This is a genomic window from Lentzea sp. NPDC036955 (assembly GCF_055608005.1).
In genome coordinates, this window is record NZ_JBVJRC010000016.1 from 103,781 (window position 1) to 123,963 (window position 20,183).

The 20,183-nt window shown below is 70.1% G+C and carries 16 protein-coding genes; 8 read left to right on the plus strand and 8 right to left on the minus strand.

The window, feature by feature from the left end:
- Window positions 1-7 precede the first annotated feature (7 nt).
- Complete coding sequence (locus ACZ7CF_RS39430) at window positions 8-1,309, minus strand: 6-phospho-beta-glucosidase (protein ID WP_470372235.1); 1,302 nt, start codon at window positions 1,307-1,309, stop codon at window positions 8-10.
- A gap of 255 nt (window positions 1,310-1,564) precedes the next feature.
- Here ACZ7CF_RS39430 and ACZ7CF_RS39435 point away from each other — a divergent pair, with 255 nt between their 5' ends.
- On the plus strand, window positions 1,565-3,589 hold the full coding sequence (locus ACZ7CF_RS39435) for an ATP-binding domain-containing protein (RefSeq protein ID WP_470372236.1): 2,025 nt from the start codon (window positions 1,565-1,567) through the stop codon (window positions 3,587-3,589).
- Here ACZ7CF_RS39435 and cutA read toward each other — a convergent pair.
- Window positions 3,572-3,883, minus strand: coding sequence for a divalent-cation tolerance protein CutA (gene cutA / locus ACZ7CF_RS39440; protein WP_470372237.1), 312 nt, complete (start codon window positions 3,881-3,883; stop codon window positions 3,572-3,574). The genes ACZ7CF_RS39435 and cutA overlap by 18 nt on opposite strands.
- Window positions 3,880-4,881 (minus strand): adenosine deaminase, encoded by a 1,002-nt coding sequence (gene add / locus ACZ7CF_RS39445; protein ID WP_470372238.1) that lies wholly within the window; start codon window positions 4,879-4,881, stop codon window positions 3,880-3,882. The genes cutA and add overlap by 4 nt, the downstream gene beginning before the upstream one ends.
- Before the next feature lie 107 nt (window positions 4,882-4,988).
- Here add and ACZ7CF_RS39450 point away from each other — a divergent pair, with 107 nt between their 5' ends.
- A complete protein-coding gene (locus tag ACZ7CF_RS39450) occupies window positions 4,989-6,788 on the plus strand; it encodes a Xaa-Pro dipeptidyl-peptidase (RefSeq protein WP_470372239.1) in 1,800 nt (599 codons plus the stop codon).
- A 165-nt stretch (window positions 6,789-6,953) separates the two neighbouring features.
- Entirely contained in the window at window positions 6,954-7,997 is a 1,044-nt protein-coding gene (locus ACZ7CF_RS39455; RefSeq protein ID WP_470372240.1) for a DUF4192 domain-containing protein, read from the plus strand.
- Here ACZ7CF_RS39455 and ACZ7CF_RS39460 read toward each other — a convergent pair.
- Genes ACZ7CF_RS39460 through ACZ7CF_RS39475 form a run of 4 tightly spaced genes read right to left on the minus strand, consistent with a single transcriptional unit; the run spans window position 7,967 to window position 12,846 of the window.
- Entirely contained in the window at window positions 7,967-9,970 is a 2,004-nt protein-coding gene (locus ACZ7CF_RS39460; RefSeq protein ID WP_470372241.1) for a S9 family peptidase, read from the minus strand. The two genes, ACZ7CF_RS39455 and ACZ7CF_RS39460, sit on opposite strands and share 31 nt — an antisense overlap.
- 6 nt (window positions 9,971-9,976) lie before the next feature.
- Window positions 9,977-10,939 carry a UDP-glucose 4-epimerase GalE gene (gene galE, locus ACZ7CF_RS39465; protein ID WP_360398402.1) on the minus strand — a complete coding sequence of 321 codons (963 nt, stop codon included), beginning with the start codon at window positions 10,937-10,939 and terminating at the stop codon, window positions 9,977-9,979.
- A 36-nt stretch (window positions 10,940-10,975) separates the two neighbouring features.
- Window positions 10,976-12,154: a galactokinase gene (gene galK / locus ACZ7CF_RS39470; protein ID WP_470372242.1), complete on the minus strand. Its 1,179-nt coding sequence runs from the start codon at window positions 12,152-12,154 to the stop codon at window positions 10,976-10,978.
- Window positions 12,151-12,846: a metal-dependent transcriptional regulator gene (locus tag ACZ7CF_RS39475; protein WP_360398398.1), complete on the minus strand. Its 696-nt coding sequence runs from the start codon at window positions 12,844-12,846 to the stop codon at window positions 12,151-12,153. The genes galK and ACZ7CF_RS39475 overlap by 4 nt, the downstream gene beginning before the upstream one ends.
- 77 nt (window positions 12,847-12,923) lie before the next feature.
- Here ACZ7CF_RS39475 and ACZ7CF_RS39480 point away from each other — a divergent pair, with 77 nt between their 5' ends.
- Window positions 12,924-13,772: a sulfurtransferase gene (locus ACZ7CF_RS39480; RefSeq protein ID WP_470372243.1), complete on the plus strand. Its 849-nt coding sequence runs from the start codon at window positions 12,924-12,926 to the stop codon at window positions 13,770-13,772.
- Window positions 13,773-13,803: 31 nt separating this feature from the next.
- Here ACZ7CF_RS39480 and ACZ7CF_RS39485 read toward each other — a convergent pair whose 3' ends face one another.
- Window positions 13,804-14,412: a DUF3558 domain-containing protein gene (locus tag ACZ7CF_RS39485; protein WP_360398394.1), complete on the minus strand. Its 609-nt coding sequence runs from the start codon at window positions 14,410-14,412 to the stop codon at window positions 13,804-13,806.
- A 152-nt stretch (window positions 14,413-14,564) separates the two neighbouring features.
- Here ACZ7CF_RS39485 and ACZ7CF_RS39490 point away from each other — a divergent pair, with 152 nt between their 5' ends.
- The 4 genes from ACZ7CF_RS39490 (at window position 14,565) to ACZ7CF_RS39505 (ending at window position 20,165) form a co-directional block, all read left to right on the plus strand.
- Window positions 14,565-15,737, plus strand: a complete 1,173-nt coding sequence (locus tag ACZ7CF_RS39490; protein WP_360398392.1) for an acetoin utilization protein AcuC — start codon at window positions 14,565-14,567, stop codon at window positions 15,735-15,737.
- Between the two features lie 5 nt (window positions 15,738-15,742).
- Complete coding sequence (locus ACZ7CF_RS39495; RefSeq protein ID WP_458433697.1) at window positions 15,743-18,385, plus strand: bifunctional acetate--CoA ligase family protein/GNAT family N-acetyltransferase; 2,643 nt, start codon at window positions 15,743-15,745, stop codon at window positions 18,383-18,385.
- A 195-nt stretch (window positions 18,386-18,580) separates the two neighbouring features.
- A complete protein-coding gene (locus ACZ7CF_RS39500; protein ID WP_360398388.1) occupies window positions 18,581-19,366 on the plus strand; it encodes a glutamate ABC transporter substrate-binding protein in 786 nt (261 codons plus the stop codon).
- A gap of 31 nt (window positions 19,367-19,397) precedes the next feature.
- Window positions 19,398-20,165, plus strand: coding sequence for a GntR family transcriptional regulator (locus tag ACZ7CF_RS39505; RefSeq protein WP_360398386.1), 768 nt, complete (start codon window positions 19,398-19,400; stop codon window positions 20,163-20,165).
- The last annotated feature ends 18 nt before the right edge of the window (window positions 20,166-20,183 follow it).

Sequence of the window (20,183 nt, forward strand, 5' to 3'; positions counted from 1 at the left end):
CGGTACATCAGTCGCCGCGTACTCCGAACGCCCCGGACAGCAACGGGTGGGCGTCCACAATCCGCCGAGCAACGTTGACGGAATCAACCAGCGGATGCAGCGCCAGCGCCTTCACGGCATGCGCGCGCTCCCCGGTAATAGCCGCCTTGATCGTCGCGCGCTCGACGACCTTGAGCGCGGTGACGAGCCCGACGCCCTCGTCCGGCAGCTGGCTGACCGCCACAGGCCGCGCGCCGTTGGCGTCGACCAAGCTCGGAACCTCGACGATCGCATCGGCGTCCAGGCACGACAGCGTCGTCCTGTTCGGCACGTTGAGGATCAACGTCGTCCGCTTGTCCGCCGCGATGGCGTGCATCAACGCGAGCGCGACCTGCTCGTACCCGCCACCGTCGAGGTCCTTGCTGTCCCGCTCCTCGTCACGAGTCTCCGCCATGTACGTCTGCTCACGCTCCAGACGCGTCCGGTCCCAGCTCGCCAACGACGGCGCCGCATAGAACTGCTTCTGCTGCTCCAGCAGGAACGCCCCACGCGACGCACCGGACTCCACCGCCTCGCGGGTGAAGTAGTAGTAGTGCAGGTATTCGTTCGGAATCGCGCCCAGCGTCCGCAGCCACTCCGCCCCGAAGAGCTTGCCTTCCTCGAACGACTCCAGCTGCTCAGTGTCGGCCAGCAGATCCGGCAGCACGTCCCGCCCGCGCACGTGCACACCCCGCAGCCAGCCGAGGTGGTTGAGCCCGGCGTAGTCGAGCCACGCGTCGTCGAGGTCCGCGCCGACCGCGCGGGCGACCCGCCGGCCGAGCCCGACGGGGGAGTCGCAGATGCCGATGACCCGGTGGCCGAGATGGGTGGCCATCGCTTCGGTGACCATGCCGGCGGGGTTGGTGAAGTTGATGACCCACGCGTCCGGCGCGTGCACCGAGATACGACGTGCGATGTCGAGCGCGACCGGCACAGTGCGCAACCCGTACGCCACACCGCCGGCCCCGACCGTCTCCTGCCCGAGCACCCCGCGCCCGGCCGCGACGCTCTCGTCGGCCGCGCGTCCGTCGAGCCCGCCCACGCGGATCGCCGAGAACACGAAGTCCGCCCCACGCACCGCCTCGTCGAGATCCGTCGACGTCGTCACCACGGGAGCATCCGGCACATCGGCGGCGAGCTCGGCGAGAACGCCGCTGATCGCCACGAGCCTGGAGGCGTCGACGTCGTGCAGCACGACCTCGGTGACGCGGCCGGGGGACCGGTCGGCGAGCAAAGCGCGATATACGAGCGGCACGCGGAACCCACCGCCACCGAGAACAACCAGCTTCATGCCCACCACTCCGCACCGGCGACATTTCTCCCGCAGTACGCACCGTACAACCAACGCTGCACAGGCATCAGCAAGATCCTTGGGCCGCTTACGACGACGGCGGCAGTTACCGCAGCTTGGACCGCCCACGCATGGCGTTGAAAGTAAGTCCCGAAGGGGTTCCCGCGCACGCCAAATCTGTGCTACAAAGAATGGCTTTGGGGTTTCGGAATGAATATTCCGGAAAGATAGATTTATTGTATCACAGGGGGCAAGGTGTTGGCGAGCGAACAGGCACGGATCACCTCTCTGTATGAAAAGCTCGACCAGGAACGGAACAAAGCGGCCGCCGATCTCGCGGCCGCCCTGCGGGACACCCACACCGGACGGCTGGACCGTGAAGCCAGCGTCCAGGTGCTGACCAGGCAGATTGGCAAGTACCGCGCAGCGGAGGACGGTCTGTGCTTCGGCCGGATCGACTCAGAGAACGGCGAAAGCACCTACATCGGGCGCGTCGGCCTGTTCGACGACGAGTTCCAGCCGCTATTGCTGGACTGGCGCGCGCCGGCGGCACGGCCATTCTACACCGCGACCGCCGCGAATCCGGAAGGCCTCGTGTTGCGCCGCCACTTCCGCGTCCGCGACCGGGAGCTGCGCGATTTCCACGACGACGAGCTGCTGGCCGACGCGACCGCATTGCTCGACGCCCTCAACGCGCCGCGGACCGCGACGATGCGCGACATCGTCTCGACCATCCAGGCCGAGCAGGACGAGATCATCCGTTACTCCGGCCCCGGCGTGCTGGTGATCGAAGGCGGCCCCGGCACGGGCAAGACCGCGGTCGCGCTGCACCGCGTCGCGTACCTGCTGTACACGCGCCGCGAGCGCCTTTCCCGTCACGGCGTCCTGATAGTCGGACCGAACACCGGTTTCCTGCACTACGTCAGCGACGTGCTGCCATCGCTGGGGGAGACCGACGTCGTGTTCGCAACACCCGGCGAGCTCTACCCCGGAGTGGTCACCGACGTCGAGGACACCCCGTTGTTGCAACGCCTCAAAGGCCACATATCAGTGCTGGACCTGCTGGCCGTCGCCGTGGCCGACCGGCAGGAGCTTCCCGACGAGCCCATCGAAATCGAGCTCGAAGACGTCGTCGTCCCCCTCGACGCGCACGTCGCCGCCGTCGCACGCGAGAAGACGCGGTACTACGAGCTACCGCACAACGCGGCGCGCAAGTACTTCTTCCTCGCTCTCGCCGAAGAGCTCGTCGCCCCGGCGATGAAGCTGATCGGCGTCGACTGGCCCGAGATCGAGGAGGACGTGCGGCACGAGCTGCGCCACAGCACGGCATTGCGCGACGCCGTCGACCGGTTGTGGCCGGAGCTCACACCCGAGCAGCTGCTCGCCGACCTGTACGCGGGCCGGTGCTACCGGATCGGCGCACCTGAGCTGTACCGCGAAGCCGCCGACGCGTGGACGGTGTCCGATGTGCCGCTGCTCGACGAGCTCGCCGATCTGCTCGGCTCGGACGGCTCAGCCGAACGCCAGGCGCGGCGGGAGGAAGAGGAAGGACTTGCCTACGCCCGCGGTGTCATGGACGTGCTGTCGATCGATGAACGCGCCGACGACGACGAGTACATCGTCACCGACTTCGTCAACGCCGAGACGCTCGCGTACCGGCACGAGGCACGCGACCACCGCACTCTCGCCGAACGAGCTGCCGACGACCGCACCTGGACCTACGGCCACGTCGTCGTCGACGAGGCACAGGAGCTGTCCGCAATGGACTGGCGCGTCCTGCTCCGCCGTTGCCCCAACAGGTCGATGACCGTCGTCGGCGACCTGGCGCAACGCCAAGCCGCAGGCGGCGCCCGCAGCTGGGGCTCGGTGTTCGACCGCTTCACCTACCGCAGGCTGGAGGTCAACTACCGCACTCCCGGCGAGATCATGGCCGTCGCCACCCCGGTGCTGAAGCTCGTCGACCCCGACGCCGCCGCACCGACGTCAGTGCGCAGCACCGGCGTCCGCCCCTGGGCCCGCCGCGTCACCGACATCTCGGCGGCGGTCCGCGACGAGCTCGACGCACACGCCGAAGCTCTGCCCGGCCGCACGATCGCCGTCATCGGCGACGGCTGGATGTCGCCGAGATCGTCCAAGGGGCTGGAGTTCGACGTCGTCATCGTCGTCGAACCGCAGCTCATGACCCCGAGCGAGCTGTACGTGGCGTTGACGAGGGCGACGCAACGACTCGGCGTCCTGCACACCGAGCCGCTCCCGCGTCACCTACGAGGTCTCCTCTGAGACCCAGCGGAGGTAATCGTCGTTGCCCCCGACGACGGGGGTGACGACGACCTCCGGCACGTCATAGCTGTGCTGGTCCTTGATGTGCGCGACCAGCTCGTCGACGCGAGCGGCAGACGTCTTCACGACGCACTGCCACTCGTCGTCTACGCGCACCTCACCGTCCCACCGGTAGACGCTGCGGATCGGCACGATCTGCACACACGCGCCCAGCCGTGCCTCGACGACCCCTCTCGCCAACGACTCCGCCGCCTCAGCGGAGTCCACGGTCGTCACCACGTTCACGGCGTTCATACGGCGTCGATCTCCTTCAACAGCTGTTTCTTCAACGCATCCGGCGCGAACGACGCCCGAACTCCCGCTCGCGCCAGCTCCGCGAGCTCATCGCGCCCGAACCCGAACCGCTCGTGGCACACCAGGTACTCGCGGTCGAGGTCGGTGTGGAACATGCCGGGGTCGTCGGTGCTGACCGTCACCGGCACCCCGGCCTCCACCAGCCGCGGCAACGGGTGCTCGTCCAGCGACGCGACTGCGCCGGTCCGGATGTTCGACGTCGGGCACACCTCCAACACGACGCCCTCGCCGGCGAGGTACCGCAGCAGCTCCGGGTCCTGCACCGCGCTGACGCCGTGCCCGATCCGCTCGGCACGCAGGTCCCGCACCGCGGCCCAGATCTCGCTGGGCGGCATCGTCTCGCCGGCATGCGGCATCATGTGCAGCCCGGCATCACGCGCCATCGCGAACGCCTCGCGGAACCTCGTCCGCGGCGAGTCCGCCTCGAACCCGCCGAGCCCGAACCCGACCAGCCCCTCCGGCCGGTGCTCGGTGGCGAACCGCGCACTCGTCATGCCCCAGTCCCGATCCCAGATGCCGGGCACGTCGAAGATCCACTGCAATGTCACGCCGTGCAGCTCCAACGCCTCAGCCCGTCCTGCGGCCAACGCTTCGACGAGTTCGTCGGGCGCGATGCCGGCCCGCAGGTGACTTGTCGCACTCACGGTGACTTCCGCGTACCGGACGTTGGTCCGCGCAGCGTCACGTGCGTACCCGACGACCAGTGTGCGAACGTCCTCACCGGTCGTGACGAGGTCGTTGACGATGCCGTACACGGTGATGAAGTGCCGGAAGTCCGTGAACTCGTAGAACTTCCGCAGCTCGGCCTCGTCGGTCGGAACCGGACCGCCCGGGTAGTTGCGGGCGAGCGCGAGGACGGTGTCGACGGAAGCCGCGCCCACGAGGTGGACGTGCAGCTCGGCCTTCGGCAACGCGTGGACGAAGTCGGAAATGGGCACGGTCCATGCTCTCAGGTCAAGAGCCGTTCGACGGGTGACATGTCTTGCAGTCACGGGGAAGGGTGCAGGGCGAATCCCTGTCCCCGGCTTCGCATTGGGGGTGCCTCGTGAGGGGCGCACGAAGAGTCGCACTGCTGACCGCGGTGCTAGTTCTGCCGTTCCTGCCCGCCACGGCCACCGCTGCCGAGGGGCCGGTGTTCAAGGACGGCGAGGCGCAACCCGTCTTCGACCCGAAGGACGTGGTCAAGGAGAGCCTCTGGGTCCGAGCACCGGTCGACAGCGACCGCGACGGCAAGGACGACGAGGTCTACACCGAGGTAGTCCGGCCGCGCGCCACCGAACGAGGGCTCAAGGTCCCCGTCGTCTACATGGTCAGCCCGTACTTCTCCGGCGGCAACGACGTTCCCAACCACAACGTCGACGTCGAGCTGTACGTCCCCGACAAGCGCAATGGCCGGCTACTCAAGGCCTCCTCCGACGAACGCGTCACCGCAGCCCTCGGCCCTAACCCGATCACGTCGGGCCGTTACGAGTCCTACTTCATCTCACGCGGCTACGCCGTCGTGTATGCCGAGTCGCTCGGCACCGGCAAGTCCACGGGGTGCCCGACGACGGGCGATGTCAACGAGACGATCGGCGCGCGTGTCGTCGTCGACTGGCTCAACGGCCGTGCGTCCGCACGCACCGCCACGGGCGAGGCGATCAAGGCGACGTGGTCGACCGGTAAAACCGGCATGATGGGCGTTTCCTACAACGGAACGCTGCCCAACGCCGTCGCCTCCACCGGCGTCCGCGGCCTCGAAGCGATCGTGCCGATCGCCGCGATCTCCAGCTGGTACGACTACTACCGCGCGGACGGCGCCGTCGTCGCCCCCGGCACGTTCCAGGGCGAGGACGCCGACGTGCTCGCGGACTACGTCTACACCCGCGCGGACCGCGAGATCTGCAAGCCGATCATCGCCGAGATCGCCAAGGACCAGGACCGCATCACCGGCGACTACAGCCGGTTCTGGGACAAGCGCAACTACCTCAACGACGTCCACAAGGTGCGTGCGGCCGTCCTCGCCGTCCACGGGCTCAACGACTGGAACGTCAAGATGACGCACGTCGAGCAGTGGTACTCGGCGCTGAAGAAGGTCGGTGTGCCGCACAAGATCTGGCTGCACCAGTCCGGCCACACCGATGCCGACACGCTCCGCTCGGTCGAGTGGCGCCGCACCCTCAACCGCTGGTTCACCCAGTACCTGTGGGGCCACCGCAACGGCATCGACAAGGAGCCGCGCGCGACGATCCAGCGCGAGGACAAGACGTGGGTCGACGAGAAGGACTGGCCGGCACCCGGCACGTCCGACGTGCGGCTGCGGCTGTCCGCGGGCGGACCGGCCAAGGGCGGCCTCGGCCTGCGACCCGGCCACGGCGTGGAGAACCTGACCGACGACGCGACGAAGACGGCCGAGTCGTTGATCGACCAGGCCACCTCGCCGAACCGCCTGTCCTACGCGACCGAGCCGACGCAGAAGCCGTTGCGCTTGTCCGGCAAGTCGACCGCGCACCTGCGGGTCGCGTTCGACCGTCCCGCCGCCAACGTCACGACGCTGCTCGTCGACCGCGCTCCGGACGGCAGGTCGCACGTCATCACTCGCGGCTGGACCGACCCGCAGAACCGCGAACGCCCCGACAAGACCTCGCCGGTCAAACCGGGCAAGTTCTACGACGTCGATGTGCCGATCGTGCCGGACGACTACGTCCTGCAGGCCGGGCACCGGCTCGAGTTCGTGCTGATCTCCAGCGACTACGACTACACGCTGCGCCCGAAGCCGGGGGCCGGCCTCTCGCTGGACCTCGCCAGGACCTCGGTCGAACTGCCGGTTGTCGGCGGCTGGCGCGCGTTGTTCCAGACGTTCTGAGCTGTGGTGCCGCGCTTCGGTCTCGTGAGGGCTGAAGCGCGGCACGATAGCACTCACTCCCGAACCCGAGCGCCCCAAGATCTCAACCTGTCCACAACTCACGAGTAATCCACAGCTTCCACATCAGCGAAGGCCCACAGCCCAGCCACCCGTCACAGTGGCACCATGCCCACAACCCTCCCCAAACCGATCCGCCTCCGCGCCCCCGGCGACCTCTACGCGGCCATCCCGCACCTGATGGGTTTCCACCCGACGGAGTCGCTCGTCGTGCTGGTCCTGAGGGACGGCGCGGTCTCCATGACCATGCGCGTCGACCTGCCCCGCCCGCGACATAGAGGGCTTCTGGTGGCCCAGCTGGAAATGCCGCTCCTGGAGCAAGGCGCGGAGGGCGTGATCCTCGCGGTCATCAGTGCACCCTCTGAGCACATGCCGGAGGAGCTTCCGCACGAGCCGCTGATCACCGCACTTGCGAACAGCCTCGGCGGGCACGGCATCGATGTCCTCGAAGCCGTGTGGCTGCACGCGTGCGAGAAGGACGCACCGTGGTACTGCTACTTCGACCTCGACTGCCACGGGCGGTTGCCGGACCCGCAGGTGTCCGCGGTGGCCGCGGCGTGCGCGAGCGACGGCAACGTGACGTTCGAGTCGCGCGCCGCGCTGGCAGCGGTGGTCACGCTCGACTCGGTGGAGGCCCGCGAACGCAGGTCCGTGCTGCTCGACGAGCTCATGAACACCGAGGAACCGCCTGAGCCGGCAGCGGAACTCCGTCGCGTGCGTGCCGCGATCGACGCCTCGAACCAGCGCAAGGGACCGTTGCCCGATGTGGAGATCGTCGCGTTGAGCAGAGCCCTGGCGCACCCGGAGGTGCGTGACGCCTGCCTGTCGTACGCGGTGCAGAACAACGCCAGGGCGGCCGAACGGCTGTGGCTCGACCTCACGAGGTCCTGCCCGTCACCGGAACGCGCGGAACCCGCGTGTCTCCTGGCGTTCTTCGCCTACCACCGCGGCGACGGCGGACTCGCGTCGGTCGCGCTCGACGTGGCCGAAGAAGCCTGCTTCGGCCACGCGCTGGCGCGGCTGTTGCGCGGCGCACTGAGCGCCGCGCTGCCTCCCGAAGAGCTCAAAACACTGGCGGACAAGGCCGTCCTGAACGCCCGCAAGCTGCTCTCCGCGGGAACTCAGAGCAGCTCCGGCCGCTCCCACTCCTGATCGAGGACGTGCTCGGCCAGGAACGCCCACACCGTCTCGTACCAGACCCGAGAGTTCCCGGGGGTGAGAATCCAGTGGTTTTCCGTAGGAAAGTAAAGGTACTTCGCGGTGACGCCGTGCCGGACCAGGTCGAAGTACAGCCGCTGCCCCTCGCCGATGGGGACCCGGTAGTCCTTGTCCCCGTGGATGACGAGCATCGGCGTCTTGATGTCGGCGACCCGCAGGTGCGGGGAGTTGGCGAGGACCCGCTCGGGCCGGGTGATGGGGTCGCCCATCTCCCGCATCCAGAAGTACGAGTCGTCGGTGGCGCCGGAGAACGCGTCGAGGTGCCACAGCGAGGCGTGGGTGACGATCGCGCGGAACCGGTCGGTCTGGGTGGCGATCCAGTTGGCCATGTAACCGCCGAAGGACCCGCCCATGGCGGCGGTGCGCGAGCCGTCGATCTCGGGCCGCTCGACGGTCACGTCGGTGATGGCCATGAGGTCGGTGTAGGGCTCGGCGCCCCAGCGACCCCAGCCGGCCGCGATGAAGTCGGGCCCGTACCCCGTGGACAGCGCGGGATCGGGCAGCAGGACGGCGTAGCCGCGGGCGGCCATGAGCCACGGGTTCCAGCGCCACGTCCAGCCGTTCCAGCTCATCACAGGTCCACCGTGGACCCAGAGCAGCAGCGGGGCGGGGGAGTCGGCGGAGGCACCGTCGGGCAGCACCAGCCAGGCGCGGACGGTCCTGCCGTCGGCCACGACGGTGGAGACCTCGGTGAGCCTGCCGGGCACCGAGGTCAGGGCACCGGGGGCGGGCAGCCGCACCGGGTCCTGGTCAGCTCCGGTGCTGGCGAACCGCACGGGCTGTGGCGGGTGGTCGACCGAGTTGCGCAGTGCGTACAGCGTCTCGCCGTCCGGGCTCACGACCACGTCGCTGTAGTAACCCGAGAGCGTCAGCTTCGTGACCTCGCCCGTGGCGAGGTCGAGCCGCCACACCGGCTGGTGCCCGAGGTGGCTCGCGACGAAGAAGACGGCCGAGGAGTCGGGGCTCACCACCGGGTGCGCCGGTTCTTCCTGGAAGTCCGGCGCCAGTGGCGTGATCGAGTCGTCGGCCAGGTCGATGCGCACCAGGCTGCTGCGGTACGGCGCGTCCGCGGTGGACTCGCGGAACCGGATGGCGATCACGGCCGAGGAGTCGTGGGTGAACGCGGCGTCGAAGAACGAGAAGCCTTCTTCGGAGGCGATGACCCGCGAGGAGCTGCCGTCGGTGGCGACGAGCCGCAGCTCGGTCCGGCGGCCGTAGGCGGCGCTGACGTCGACGGCGTACCCGTGGACGGCCCACCTGCCGTCGGGGCTGAGCGCGATGTCCTCATCGCTCAGCCTGCTCTCGGAGTCGTCGCTGAGGGCGGTGACGTGCTCGGCAGCCGGGCTGTCCAGCGGGACCGAGAACAGTCGCGGGTAGCTGGGGCCGAGGTCGGAGTCCCAGTACCGGATCGGGTAGGACTCGTGCAGGATCGCCGTCACGCCGGCGTCCTCGCGGGCCTTGCGCTTGGCGTCGTCTTCGCCGCCGAACTCCGCGAGGCGGTGCGCGTACGACGTCAGCAGCAGCGTCTCGCCCGCGACACGCACCTGGCCGACCCCGCCGCCGGGCCGCAGCACCTCGGCGGCCTCACCGCGGACCGGCAACCGCCACAGCGCCGTCTTGTCCTTGGCCTCGTCCGGCTTCGTGAGCGGGTCCGGGCGCTTCGACAGGAACAGCAGCGAACCATCCGGCGCGAAGACCGGCGCGGCGTCGCTCTTCGTGGAGTAGGTGAGGCGGGTGGCGTCCCGCTCGCCGGTGGGGTCGACCTCCCAGAGGGCGCCCTGCCAGGTCTTGCCGTCCGGCGCGAGCGAGGAGACGACGGTGACGAGCCGCGTGCCGTCCGGGGACAGCGCGAGCGACGCGAGCCGCGGGGTGGAGTTGTAGCTCTCGAAAGAGGCGAAATCGGTCATCGTGGCTCAGGCTCCGTGTCGGGCGCGGGTGAACTCCCACGCGTCGCGGACGATGCCGGCGAGGTCGGCGCGCTCGGGCTTCCACCCGAGCTCGGTGCGGGCCCGCTCGGCGGAGGCGACGAGAACAGCAGGGTCCCCCGCACGCCGCGGCGCGACGACCGCGGGGATCGGGTGGCCGGTGACCTCGCGACACGTGTCGATGACCTGCTTCACCGAGAAGCCCGTGCCATTGCCGAGGTTGTAGATCCGGTGCTCGCCGGCAGTAGCGTGGTCGAGCGCCAGGAGGTGGGCGTCGGCGAGGTCCGTGACGTGGATGTAGTCGCGGACGCAGGTGCCGTCCTCGGTCGGCCAGTCCTCGCCGTAGATCGAGATGTGCTCCCGCTGACCGAGCGCGACCTGCAGCACGAGCGGGATCAGGTGGGTCTCGGTCGCGTGCCGCTCGCCGATGCTGCCGTAGGCGCCGGCGACGTTGAAGTACCGCAGGCTCGTCGCGGCCAGCCCGTGGGCGGCGGCGTACGACGTGATCGCGTGGTCGATGGCCAGCTTGGTGGCGCCGTAGGTGTTGGTGGGCTGCGTGGGCGCGGTCTCGGGGATCGGCACCTCCCGCGGCTCGCCGTACGTCGCGGCAGTCGAGGAGAAGACGAGCTTCGGCGTGCCATGCTCCTTCATCGCGGTGAGCAGGCGAACCGCGGTGAGGACGTTGCCCGTCCAGTACTTCCCGGGGTCCTGCATGGACTCACCGACGAGGGACTTCGCGGCGAAGTGCAGCACACCGTCGAAGCCCTCGGCGAGGACGTCGCCGATCACCTCGGCGATGTCACCCCGCACGAAGCGCGCACCCGCGGGAACGGCGTCCTCGTGGCCGGTGGAGAGGTCGTCGAGCACGACCACCTCGTGCCCAGCTTCGAGCAGGCGCGCAGCGCAGACGCTGCCGACGTAGCCGGCCCCGCCCGTCACGAGCAGCTTCACCACAGTCCTCGCAATCCTCGTCAAGATCGGTTTCCGCTACCTGTCCTGGCCCGCGCCCGCGGAGGGAACCGCCGTGAAAAGTCGCGGCCGCACGAGCGAGCGCGCGGCGAAGGCGACGAGCACGGCCCGCTCGACCGCGTTGTGCCGTTCGACGGGCACGAGGGCGATCGCGGAGCCGCCGAAGCCGCCGCCGGTCATCCGGGCGCCGAGCGCCCCGGCCGCCCTCGACGCCTCGACCGCGACGTCGAGTTCGAGGCAGGAGACTCGGTAGTCTTCGTCAAGGCTCACGTGCGACGCCGAAAGAAGAGGGCCGATCTCGGCGAGCCGGCCCGCGCGCAGCAGGTCGACGGTCCGCAGGACGCGATCGTTCTCGGTCACCACGTGCCGCACCAGCGGACGCAGCTCTTCGGGCAGCCGGACGAGCGCGTCGTCGAGCTCGGTGATGTCCACGTCGCGCAGCGCGGGAACGCCGAGGATGCCGGCGGCCCGCTCGCAGCCCGCCCGCCGGGCGCCGTAGCCGCCGTCGACGTGGGAGTGGCTGGCGCGGGTGTCGATGACCAGCACCTCAAGGCCGCTGGCGGCGGCGTCGAACGCGACCTGCTCCGACTTGCCGGAGCGTACGTCGTAAAACAGTGCGTGCGCTTCGATGCAGGACAGCGATGCCGTCTGGTCCAGGATGCCGGTCGGCGCGCCCACGAAGTCGTTCTCGGACCGCTGCACCCAGCGCGCGATGTCCGGCCGTTCGGCGGTCACGTCCGCCAGGCCCAGCAGCGCGAGCGCGACTGCGCATTCAAGGGCGTGCGAGGACGACAGGCCCGCGCCGGCGGGCACGTCGCCCGCGATCACGAGGTCCGCTCCTGCGGTCACCGGGAGGCCCTGTTCGCGCAGGGCCCAGGCGACGCCGCCGGGGTACGCGGCCCACCCGCGGATGGTGCGAGGCGCTAGGTCGGCGACCGCGACCGGCGCCGCGTGTTGCACCCCGCCGTCGTCGCCCAGCGTGCTGACAGCAAGCACACCGTCGGCACGGGGCGATGCCGCGACCGCGGTGCGGTGGGGCAGGGCGAACGGCAGCACGTAGCCGTCGTTGTAGTCGGTGTGCTCGCCGATGAGGTTGACGCGGCCGGGTGCCGACCAGACCCCGTGAGGTGCACGTCCGTGCAGGCGGTGGAACGTCTCCGCCGCCTTGGCGGCCGGAGTCGTCGTCGCCTGGGTCACCGGGCGAGCACCAGCACGGCGTGGGCGACCGCCGGGTCGAGTTCGGCCAGGTTGCCGTTCGGGCCGCGCACCTGGATGACCTTGGCGTTGCCGAGCGACTCCACCTGGACGGTGCCGCCGGGGATGACGCCGGCCTCCTTCAGCTCGGCCATCAGGTCCGGGTCGAGCTGGACGTGCTCGGCGATGCGGCGCACCTCGACGGGGCCACCGCCGCGGCGGGCCACCTCGTCAATGCGCACGAGGTCCGCCTCGGCGGGCGGGGCGGGCTCGCCGTCGCCCAGCTTGTCGAGGCCCGGGATGGGGTTGCCGTAAGGGGAGGTGGTGGGGTTGCCGAGGAGTTTGATGAGTTTGCGTTCGACCGCTTCGCTCATGACGTGTTCCCAGCGGCAGGCCTCGCTGTGGACGTGCTCCCACTCGAGCCCGATGATGTCCACGAGGAGGCGCTCGGCGAGCCGGTGCTTGCGCATGACGGCGATCGCCAGGTTGCGGCCCTGGTCGGTGAGTTCGAGGTGACGGTCTTCCGCCACGACGACCAGGCCGTCGCGCTCCATGCGGCCGACGGTCTGGCTCACGGTCGGTCCACTTTGGCCGAGGCGCTCGGCGATGCGGGCGCGCAGGGGCACCACGCCTTCTTCTTCGAGCTCGTAGATCGTGCGGAGATACATCTCCGTGGTGTCGATGAGGTCGTTCACACCCGCTCCCCTTCGTGTGGTGTCAATGGTAGTCGTGCCGGGGGACACAGGTGTCCGCGCGGTGCAGGATGTGACCCGTGCATGCCTTGATCACTCCTGAAGCCCTCGCTGACGCGCTGAGTGCGCGGCCGGCGGCCGTTGTGCTGGATGTCCGGTGGCGGCTCGGTGGGCCGCCCGGACGCCAAGACTACGAGGTCAGCCACGTGCCCGGCGCGGTGTACGTGGACCTGGACACCGAGTTGTCCGCCCCGCCGGGGGTGGGCGGCAGGCATCCGCTGCCCGATCCGGAGCGGCTGCAGGAGGTGCTGCGGCGTGCCGGGGTGCGTGAGGGTGGCCGGGTCGTGGCCTATGACGCGGGTGACGGTTCGGTGGCGGCGCGGGTGTGGTGGCTCCTGCGGTGGGCCGGGTTCAGGGACGTCGCGGTGCTGGACGGCGGGTTCGCCGCCTGGGAGGCGGCGGGGTTGCCGGTGAGCGCCGAGGAGGTCATGCCGGAGGAGGGGGACGTCGTGGTGCGGGCCGGGCAGATGCCGGTGCTGGACGCGGACGGTGCGGCGGCGCTGGCGCGGGACGGGGTGCTGCTGGACGCGCGGGCGCCGCAGCGGTACCGCGGGGAGACCGAGCCCGTGGACCCGAAGGCGGGGCACGTTCCCGGGGCGCTCAACGCGCCGTCGGCCGGGCATGTCGGGGCCGACGGGCGGTGGCTCGGTGCGGAGGAACTGGCGGAGCGGTTCGCCGGGATCGGGGTGCCGGCGGAGGCGGGCGGTGCGGTGGCCGTCGGCGCGTACTGCGGGTCGGGCGTGACCGCGTCGTCCGTGGTGCTCGCGTTGGAGGTGGCGGGGATCACGTCGGCGGAGGAGCCGGCGGCGTTGTACGCCGGGTCGTGGTCGAACTGGTGTGCGTTGGACAGGGAGGTGGCGACGGGCTGACGGGTGACCAGCCGGGATGGCTGGTCCGGGGTCAGGCGTTCGGGATGCGGTCGAAGCCGGCGGTGGCGAGTTTCAGGGCGGCGCCGCAGGTGTCCAGTTCGTCGAGGGCGAGAACGCTCACCGAGAAGGCGGTGGTGATGGCGGTGGGGTCGTCGGTCAGCATGACGGTGACCTGGCAGTCCTCTTTGGAGGTGGCGACCTGCCAGGCGGTGTTGCCGCCGATCTCGATCTGCTTCTTCTCGCCCTCCTCGTCGACCACCTCGGGGACGGTGACCATCTGGGTCACCACCACGGAGGGGTTGGAGAGGGTGTGGATGCAGCCGCCGTCCGCCGCGGACTTGCCGCCGGTCGCGGCCTCGACGTCGGCGGCCTTGAGGACGCCGCAGGTTTCGAGGCCGGCGGTCTTCTTCTTGGTGGCGATCTTGATGTCGCCCGGTTTCGTCGGGGCGCTGCTGGTGGAGGGGGTCTTCTGCGTGGTGCTGGTGGACGGCTTCTTCGAGGTGGAGGCCGGGGCCTCCGGTTCGGGGGCCGCGTTGGTGTCGGCGACGGCCGAGCCCTTGACCTGCTCCGCGCAGCCCGTGGCGGCGGTGAGGACGAGGCCCAGTGCGAGGAGGAGGGCTGCTGCTGGTCGCGGGTGCATGTCGCCTCTGACCCCTGTTCGGTGGGTTCGGTTCCGGGGCCGTGGGGGGTTCACGCCCGGCGAGGGGACTGTAGGCGCCGGGCGGGGCACGGGCGCACGGGGCGACCATGTTGTGATCACGGGTTGGGCCGATCGGTGGGTAGGTTGCAGGCATGGGTAAGCCAGCCGCTGTTGTCTGGGACAGGTCCTTCCTCGGGTACGACCTCGGTGGCGACCACCCGCTGAACCCCGTGCGGCTCGACCTCACGGTGCGGCTCGCGACGGCGCTCGGGGTGCTGCGGGACGTGGAGCTGCTCGTCCCGGAGCCGGCCGGCGACGAGGAGATCGAGCTGGTGCACCGGCCGGGGTACCTGAGCGCGGTGCAGGCGGCGCCCACCGCCGGGTGGGACGTGGGACACGGGCTGGGGACGCCGGACAACCCGGTGTTCGAGCGGATGCACGAGGCGTCGGCGCTGGTGGTGGGCGGGTCGCTGAGGGCGGCGCGGGCCATCGCGAGCGGGGAGGCCGACCGGGCGGTCAACATCGCCGGTGGGCTGCACCACGCCATGCCCGACAGCGCGGCGGGGTTCTGCGTCTACAACGACTGCGCGGTGGCGATCGAGTGGCTGTTGCGCAACGGGGTCGAGCGCATCGCGTACGTGGACGTCGACGTGCACCACGGGGACGGGGTGCAGACGGCGTTCTGGGACGACCCGCGGGTGCTGACGGTGTCGTTGCACCAGCACCCGATGAGCCTGTGGCCGGGCACCGGGTGGGCCGGTGAGGTCGGCGGCGCGGGGGCCGAGGGGAGTGCGGTCAACGTGGCGTTGCCGGCCGGTACGAAGGACGGGGCGTGGTTGCGGGCGTTCCACGCGACGGTGCCGGCGCTGCTGACGGCGTTCCGGCCGCAGGTGCTGGTCACGCAGTGCGGTGTCGACACGCACAAGGAGGACCCGCTGGCGGACCTCGAGCTGAGCGTGGACGGGCACCGGGCCATCTACCAGGCGTTCCGCGAGCTGGTGACCGAGCACGGGTTCAAGTGGCTGGCGCTCGGCGGCGGCGGGTACGAGCTGCTGCGGGTGGTGCCGCGGTCGTGGACGCACCTGCTCGCGACGGTGCTGGACCGCGATGTGGACGTGCACCGGCCGTTGCCCGCGGAGTGGGTGGCGCACGCGACGCGCATCGCGCCCGGCTGGCCGCTGCCTGCGTCGATGACCGATGAGTGCGACCCTGGACACCAGCCGTGGGGCGGGGACGCGGAGGAGCCGGTGGACCGGGCGATCCGCGAGACGCGTCGTGCGGTGTTCCCCCTGCACGGACTCGACCCGGACGACCCGAGGGACTGACACCAGTGGCCGACGACACGAACGGGCACAGGGATCCGTTCGACTTCCCGCGGCACTGGGAGGCCGACGTCGTCCTCAGCGACGGCGGCACCGTGCACCTGCGGCCGATCACGCCGGACGACGCCGAGCAGCTCAGGGAGTTCCACGGCAGGCTGTCCGAGCGGACGCGGTACTTCCGCTACTTCGGGCCCTACCCGCGGATCCCGCAGCGCGACCTCGAGCGGTTCAGCACGGTCGACCACCACGACCGGGTGGCGCTCATCGCGGTGCTCGGCGACGACATCGTCGCGGTCGGCCGGTTCGACCGGCTGCACCGCGGGGAGTCGGCGGAGGTCGCGTTCGTCGTCGAGGACGCGCACCAGGGGCGCGGGCTCGGCAGCATCCTGCTGGAGCACCTCGCGGCCGCGGCCAGGGAGGTCGGGCTCGCCCGGTTCGAGGCCGAGGTGCTGGCCGAGAACGGGCAGATGGTCCGGGTGTTCCGCGACGCCGGCTACCAGGTCAGCAGGGCGTTCGAGGAGGGCGTGCTGCACCTGGAGTTCGCGATCGACCCGACCGACGAGTCCGTCGCCGTCGCCAGAGCGCGCGAGCAGGCCGCCGAGGCGCGCAGCGTGCACAACCTGCTGCACCCGCGCAGCGTCGCGGTCATCGGGGCGTCCACCGACCCGACGAAGATCGGGCACGCGGTGCTCAAGAACCTGCTCGAAGCCGACTTCAACGGGCCCGTCTACCCGGTCAACGCCGAGCACCGCGCGGTGCGGGGCGTGCGGGCGTACCCGACCGTGCTCGACATCCCCGACGACGTCGACCTCGCCGTCGTCGCCGTACCGGCGGCCAGTGTCGACGAGGTCATGGACGGGTGCCTCGCGAAGGGTGTGAAGGCGCTGGTCGTCGTGTCGAGCGGCTACGGCGAGACGGGGCCCGACGGGCTGTCCGCCGAACGCCGGCTCGCGGCCGAGGCCAGGGCACACGGCATGCGGGTCGTGGGGCCCAACGCCCTCGGCGTGCTCAACCTCGACCCCAGGGTCCGCCTGAACGCGAGCCTCGCGCCGAAGCTGCCGGAGAAGGGCCGCGCGGGGTTCTTCTGCCAGTCCGGCGCGCTCGGCACGGCCATCCTCGCCAACGCCGCCGGCTGGGGCCTGGGGCTGTCGACGTTCGTGTCGGCGGGCAACCGGGCCGACGTCTCCGGCAACGACCTGCTGCAGTACTGGGAGACCGACCCCGCCACCGACGTCGTGCTGCTCTACCTGGAGTCCTTCGGCAACCCGCGCAAGTTCGCCCGGCTCGCTCGCAGGCTCGGCCGCACCAAGCCGATCGTCGCCGTGAAGTCCGGCCGGCACGCCGTCACGCCCGGCCTGGCCGCGACCGGCGTCAAGGTCGACGAGGCGAGCGTCCAGGCGTTGTTCGAGCAGGCCGGCGTGATCAGGGTCGACTCGCTGGCCCAGCTCTTCGACACCGCCCTGCTGCTGGCCCACCAGCCGCTGCCGAAGGGCAAGCGGGTCGCCGTCGTCGGCAACTCCACCGCCATCGGCCTGCTCGCCGCGGACACGCTGCTCGCCCAGGACCTCGCGCTCGCGGGCGACCCGGTCGACGTCGGCGCCCAGGCCACGCCGGAGGAGTTCGCGAAGGCCGTGCGGGAAGCCCTCGAACGGCCCGAGACCGACGCGCTGGTGGTCGTGTTCGTGCCGCCGGTGGCGGTTCCGGGCACCGCCTATGCCCGCGCGTTGAAAGAGGCCGCGCACCGCACGAAACCGATCGTGTCGACGTTCCTCGCGGTCGAAGGAATTCCCGAGGAGCTGAAGGTTCCCGGGAAAGGCTCCATTCCCAGTTACGCGAGCCCGGAACGCGCGGTTCTCGCATTGGCGCGAGCGGTTCGTTATGCACGATGGCGCGCCGCGCCCCAGGGCCACTTCATGCGGCCGGAAGGCATCGACGCGGCCGCGGCCAGATCCATTGTGGACGAGAGGATCGAGGCGACCGACCGCGCGATCGACGACCGCACGGCCGTCGAGCTGCTGAGGTGCTACGGCATCGACGTCGTCCCGTTCCGCATCGCCCACAGCGCGGAAGAGGCTGCTCAGGCCGCGGCCGGGCTCGGCTACCCGGTCGCGATGAAGGCCACCAGCGAACGGCTGCGCCACCGCACGGACCTGGTCGGCGTGCGGCTCGACATCGCCCAGGTGGAATCGGTCAAGGCCGCCTACCGGGACCTCGCGGCGCTGTCCGGCAAACCGGACGTGTACGTGCAACGCATGGCGCCCAAGGGAGTCAGCTGCGTCCTGGGCCTGCAGGACGACCCGAGCTTCGGCACGCTGGTCTCGTTCGGACTGTCCGGCGTCGTCAGCGACCTGCTCGGCGACCGGGCCTACCGGGCGGTACCGCTGACCGACACCGACGCGGCGGAGCTCGTCGCGGCACCGAAGGCGGCACCGTTGCTGACGGGCTACCGCGGCGACGAACCCGCTGACCTGAAAGCCCTCCAGGACCTGGTACTCCGTTTGGCGGCATTGGCGGAGGACCTGCCGGAGGTGCGTTCGCTGAAGCTCGAACCAGTTCTTGCTTCTGCCGCAGGCGCTTTCGTCAGCAGTGCCCGAATAGTGCTCGGACCTCCTCCTTCGTTGCACGACGCGGGTCCGCGGCGGCTGCGCTGACCCCGGTTACGGCAACGATTCCGCAGGTTTCATCCACGCTGAGGTATGGACATGCGTCCACGGGCCGCCTAGGTTTCCGACATCGCCGAGCGCACACCGGAAGTTGCATCGGCGCATGCCCGTGGAATCCAGCTGTAAGAGGGACGAATGACGCCGAGAGCGCTCCTCCGCCTGGTAGCGACGACATGTGCGGCCGTGCTGCTCCTGGCCTCGTGCGCGGGCAGTGACGAGTCCACGATGGTGGGCCGGGTCAGCAAGAACGAACGCATCGTCATCGCCGTGTCCTACGACCAGCCGGGCATGGCGGTGCGCCGGCTCGACGGCACCTACCGCGGGTTCGACGTCGACGTCGCGAAGTTCATCGCGAAGGAGATCGGCATCGACGAGCAGAACATCACCTGGAAGGAGGCGCAGCCCGGCAACCGGGAGACGCTGCTGACCACCGGTGAGGCCGACATGGTCGTCTCGACCTACTCGATCACGGAGAAGCGCAAGCAGGTCATCGACTTCGTCGGCCCGTACTTCGTCGCAGGCCAGGACCTCCTGGTGCGCCTGAACGAGAACCGCATCACCGGCCCGAAGTCGCTCAACGCGACCCTGCGGCTGTGCTCCACTGCCGGCTCCACGTCGGCGGCCTACGTGAAGGAGCAGTTCGCGAAGGACGTGAAGCTGGAGGAGTACGCCAAGTTCAGCGACTGCGTGACCGCCCTGCTGGCCAACAACGTCGACGCCGTCACGACCGACGACGTCCTGCTGGCGGGATACGCGGCGCAGAACCCGGAGCTGCTGCGGGTCGTCGGCGAGCCGTTCAGCAAGGAGGAGTACGGCGTCGGCCTGCGCCGCGACGACCCCGAGAGCAAGGCGAAGGTCCAGGCCGCGCTGCAGAAGATGATCGACACGGGAGCCTGGCGCAAGTCGCTGGAGGCCAACATCGGATCTTCCGGCTACAAGATCCCCGACCCGCCGAAGCTCGCGGCCTGATCACACGGGGCGTGACGTAGGCTCACGCCACGTGAACCGCGTCCCGCCGCACCGCGCTGATCGACCTGTTCGCGCGGGCATCCCAGAACACGGCCGAGTTCCGCGCTACTACGCGGTCAAGGCCGAGCTGTTCGACCTCGTCGAGACCCTCGGCGAAGGTACCGTGCTGCCGTCCGAACGCGAGCTCGCCGAACGGTTCTCCGTCTCGCGCGTCACGCTGCGCCAGGCCGTCAGCGAGCTCGTGCTCGAAGGCAAGCTCCTCCGCCGCCAGGGCAGTGGCACCTTCGTCGCCCCGCCCAAGCTCGTGCAACCGTTGTCGCTGGTCAGCTACACCGAGGGCATGCGAAGGCAGGGGGTGGAGCCCACCCGCACGGTGATCACGCTGGAGGAGCTCAGCGCCGACGAGGGCCTCGCCCGCGACCTGGTGCTCGAACCGGGCGAGAAGGTCGTCCACCTCGAACGCGTGCTGCTCGCCGACGACGAGCGCATCGGCCTGGAGTCGACCTACCTGAGCAGCCGCCGCTTCCCCGACCTGCTCGACAAGCTCGACCCGGGCGGCTCGCTCTACGCGTGCCTCACCGAACGCCTCGGCGTGCGCTTCGCCGAGGCAGAGGAACGCGTCGAGACGGTCCTCGCCACCCCGCGCGAGGCACTGCTGATCGGCACGAACCCCGCTTTGCCGATGCTGTTGCTGCACCGCGTCTCCTACGACGTGGAAGGCCATCCGATCGAACGCGCGCGCTCGCTGTACCGGGGTGATCGATTCAGCTTCGTCGCACGCCTGCACGCAGACCGTTAGGAACGGAACAAATACATC